The organism is Oleiphilus sp. HI0123 (genome assembly GCF_001635315.1).
In genome coordinates this window covers 1-4316 of record NZ_LWGE01001418.1, presented here as the reverse complement: position 1 = coordinate 4316, position 4316 = coordinate 1, and the positions used below count along the sequence as shown (strand labels likewise).

At 44.6% G+C, this 4316-nt stretch carries 4 protein-coding genes; 1 reads left to right on the top strand and 3 read right to left on the bottom strand.

Features of this window, described 5'->3' with window-relative positions; all coding sequences use genetic code 11:
* Nucleotides 1-152 precede the first annotated feature (152 nt).
* Complete coding sequence (locus A3761_RS18305) at nucleotides 153-947, top strand: inositol monophosphatase family protein (protein ID WP_068510623.1); 795 nt, start codon at nucleotides 153-155, stop codon at nucleotides 945-947.
* An 87-nt stretch (nucleotides 948-1034) separates the two neighbouring features.
* Here A3761_RS18305 and secF read toward each other — a convergent pair whose 3' ends face one another.
* The 3 genes from secF to yajC all read right to left on the bottom strand — a co-directional run bounded on the left by secF (nucleotide 1035) and on the right by yajC (nucleotide 4246).
* A complete protein-coding gene (gene secF / locus A3761_RS18300) occupies nucleotides 1035-1955 on the bottom strand; it encodes a protein translocase subunit SecF (protein WP_068510624.1) in 921 nt (306 codons plus the stop codon).
* Between the two features lie 10 nt (nucleotides 1956-1965).
* Nucleotides 1966-3822, bottom strand: a complete 1857-nt coding sequence (gene secD / locus A3761_RS18295; RefSeq protein WP_068553243.1) for a protein translocase subunit SecD — start codon at nucleotides 3820-3822, stop codon at nucleotides 1966-1968.
* Nucleotides 3823-3976: 154 nt separating this feature from the next.
* Nucleotides 3977-4246 (bottom strand): preprotein translocase subunit YajC, encoded by a 270-nt coding sequence (gene yajC / locus A3761_RS18290; RefSeq protein ID WP_231872197.1) that lies wholly within the window; start codon nucleotides 4244-4246, stop codon nucleotides 3977-3979.
* Nucleotides 4247-4316: the final 70 nt, after the last annotated feature.

Sequence of the window (4316 nt, the reverse complement as noted above, 5' to 3'; positions counted from 1 at the left end):
AATAGCACCTTGGAGATTTCTATATTCGCGTGCCTCTGTCACATTTTTTTGCTATGATCCGCCCCACTTGGTCTCCAGTACGCTGGACTGCACCATACGCTCTTTATCAATTCGTTCTTTTGTCATTCACTTTTTATATGTAAGTGGTAACTATGAAGCCTATTTTAAATATTGCTTTGCGCGCTTCTCGTCAAGCATGCGAATATATTAATCAAAGTATCGATAAAAATGATCCAAACCAATCTGACCCTAATGCTAATGAAAAGCTGGTCAGCCATCTTGAATCTACTTTATTTCAAACCTTCTTTGATAGCCTAAAGAAAGCCAACCCAACCCACTTCATTATCGCACCCGATGAAACACCTAGCGACGTAAAAGAAGATAGCTGGCAAGTTAACGGCTTTCACGCGCCCTACAACCTGCTACGAAAAATCCCAGCAACGGCTTTTTCACTTGTTCATAAGTCTTCAGGAAAATCTCAAAACGCCTTACTTGTTAACCCGACAAATGGTGATGAATACACAGCAAGCCGTGGAAGCGGAGCAGCACTTAATGGCAGAAGAATTCGTTGTACCTCTCCTAAATCGCTAGCTGAAGCGACGGTTGCAATCAATACCATAAATCAATTCGACTCACCTGCCGAATCTCACGTCATTGCTGACTTTATTAGTGAAGTGGGAAGCAATGTCGGTCAAATGCAGGTTAGCAATTGCGATGCTCTTGATGTCGCCATGGTTGCCGCTGGCCAAATTGATGCAGCAATACTAACCAAGGTAAACGCTAAAGAGCTTGAAGCAGCTCTGCTGCTATGCCAGGAGTCTGGCGCACTGACAGGTACACTAAACGGCGGTGTATTTAGCGATAAAGAAGACAAAATCATCGTTGCCAATCCAAAGCTCTTTAAAGCATTGGTCCAGCGCTTTAATACTTTTCAAACACGCCTCTAAGGTAGCGCGTTTGAGAGCGCTAAATACTAGCCATAAAAAAGGGAGCTTCTGCTCCCTTTTTTATGGCTAGTATTTGACTACCTGACTTTAAGGTTGGTCATCAATAGCGTTTCCTTCCTCGTCCTCGACAACTGGAGCAATCAAATCTTCTTTGCTCACACCCATCGACAACAAGACATTACTAGCAACATAAATAGATGAATACGTACCCACTAACACACCAATCAAAAGCGCCTTAGCAAAGCCGTTAATCATTTCACCACCAAGAAAGTACAAGGCAAACAGCACTAACAAAGTCGTCGCCGATGTAACCAAGGTTCGAGATAAAGTTTGTGTCAACGAAATGTTAATGACTTCATCAGGCTCTGACTTTCTTAACTTTCTGAAGTTTTCCCTAATACGGTCGGATACAACAATCGTGTCATTCAAGGAATAACCAATTACCGCTAGTAGAGCAGCCAATACGGTTAAGTCGAAATCCCAACCCAGAATGGAAAAAGCACCAATAACGATAATGACATCATGTATCAAAGCCGATACAGCACCTACCGAGAACTTGAACTGAAACCTGACAGCAACATAGAACATGACCAAACCCAAGGCCAACAGCAAGCCAATGCCGCCCTGCTCTCTTAACTCTTCACCAACCTGTGCGCCAACAAATTCAGCTCTGGTCAGCTCTAGCTGCACACCATTCGCAGACAAGGTGCTCGCGACTTGCGCACCAACCTTATCGTTAAACGACTCAGACAAGCGAACCAACACAGATGTTGCTGCACCAAAGTTTTGTACAACTAATTTCTCATAACCCGCTGCAAGCAACTGCTCACGCACTTCTTCAAGGTTCGGCGCTTCTTGGTATTCAACCTCTACCAGCGTCCCCCCTGTAAAATCCAAACCCAAAGCCAGACCTTTCACACCAAGCGAAGTAATTGAGGCAAGCAATAAGATGATCGAGAATGCCGCGGCAATCTTACGTTTGCCCATAAAATCTATTGTATTGTTCATCCTGAGCACCTTACCCTATCGAAATTTTCTTCAGCTGACGGCCGCCATAGGCCAAGTTAACAATCGCTCGCGTCAGTACGACAGAAGTGAAGAGCGAAGTCATAATACCGAGTGACAATGTCACCGCAAAACCTTTAACCGGGCCAGTTCCTACCGCAAACAAGATAACCGCAGCAATCAACGTGGTTATATTTGCATCGAAAATCGCTACAAATGCTCGACTATAGCCGGCATGAATAGCTTGCTGAGGAGAAAGACCGTTTGCCAGCTCCTCGCGGATACGAGCAAAGATCAACACGTTTGCATCAACCGCCATACCGACAGTCAGTACAATACCAGCGATGCCTGGCAGGGTAAGTGTGGCAGAGATCATCGACATTAATGCACACAATAGAATGACGTTTATTGCTAGAGCAATATTCGCGACAACACCAAATGCCCGGTAGTAAACAAGCATAAACAATAAGACCAAAGCGAAACCGATTTGAACGGACATCAAACCCGCGTCGATATTTGCCTGCCCCAGGCTAGGCCCAACTGTACGCTCTTCAACAAAGTAAATTGGCGCTGCAAGCGAACCCGCTCTAAGAAGCAATGCCAGTTCAGCAGCTTCGGTGGCTGAGTCCAGACCGGTAATACGGAAGCTGTTACCAAACGCCCCCTGTATCGTTGCCAAGTTAATAATCTGGCGAATCTCACGGTTACGACGCTCTGTTACTTCTTCACCGTCGACTATTTTCTTAATTAGCTCAGACTTCTGCTCGATAAATAAAACACCCATGCGGCGCTTTAAGTTTCGCTTGGTCACTTCAAGCATCAACTTACCGCCCTTACCGTCAAGGTCGATATTAACCTGTGCCACTCCGTTTTCATCAAAACTCGCACGAGCATTCGATACATTGCTTCCCGTGACGATAATATCTTTTTCCAGGTAAGCGGTACGTCCTTTCTCACTCTTGAAGTCAAACTGCTGCATTTCTCGGCTAGAAGCGCTCGACTTAGCCTCTAGACGAAACTCCAGGTTTGCTGTTTTACCAATAATACGTTTTGCTGCCGCCGTATCCTGAACACCAGGGAGCTCAACCACGATACGGTTACGCCCCTGACGCTGAACCAAAGGCTCAGCAACACCCAGTTCGTTAACACGATTTCTAAGCGTAATCAGGTTTTGTTGAACAGCATAATCTTCAATCTCTTTAATTCGCGCTTCAGATAGTTTTAGCAATAAGAAGAAGCTTTCATCTTCTTCGATTGTTGTACGTGTAAACTGACGATATTCTGATGCGGCAAGCGAAACCGCTTTGTCCAATTCCTTTTCAGACTTGAACTTAACCTTGAGGCCATCAGTGCCTTCAACCAATACCGAACGATAGCGAATTTTTTCACTACGCATCGCTGTTTTAATATCACTCATTGAGACTTGAAGCTTTTGACTCAAAGCTTTATCCATATCAACTTCGAGTAAGAAGTGAACACCACCTCGCAAATCTAGACCAAGTTTCATAGGTCCAGCACCCATAGACTTAAGCCAATCAGGTGTGCTTGGTGCCATATTTAGCGCCGCAATATAATCACTACCCAAAACATCGCTTAGGACTTCTTTTGCAGATAATTGAGCTTCGTTGTCATAGAAACGAACCAAAAGGTTATTACCATTTAACTCCGCATGCTTAACAACAACATTATTTTTCTCTAATACGCTAACGACCCGCTTCTGTAGAGCATCGTCTGCTTTTAGCGAGCTTTGCGTTCCGGTCACCTGCACAGCAAAGTCATCAGGATAGAGATTAGGTAATGAGTACACTGCACCCAATGCCAGGGTGATCAGTATGAGAATATATTTCCACGCGGGGTATGTATTGAGCATCTTAGCTCCAGATCCTTTCGGTATTATTCAAAGTAATTGAGTGTGCAGGTGTTATATCACGACGCAGACCCTGTTACGCGAACAAAGCCTAAACAAACGTAAAAACATCTCGATTAGCCTAGTCGCTCACCCTTTGTGAGCGACTAACACTGATTTAGATACCTTTTAAGGTGCCTTTTGGTAATGCTGAGGCAACTGCTACTTTCTGAATGTTCATTTCAACACCCTCAGAAACTTCAACCTTAACAAACTCTTCTGAAACTTTTGTGACCTTACCAGCGATACCGCCATTCGTCACAATCTCGTCACCTTTGCTTAATTCAGAAACCAGATTTCTATGCTCTTTGGCACGCTTTGACTGTGGCCTCCACATCAAGAAGTAAAAAATCAGGATAAAGCCACCAAAGAATACCAACTGCATCATTGCACTTGGGCCTTGAGGTGAAACAGGCGCGCCTTCAGCCAGGCTAAGCGCAGAGTACATGCAGAAAGTC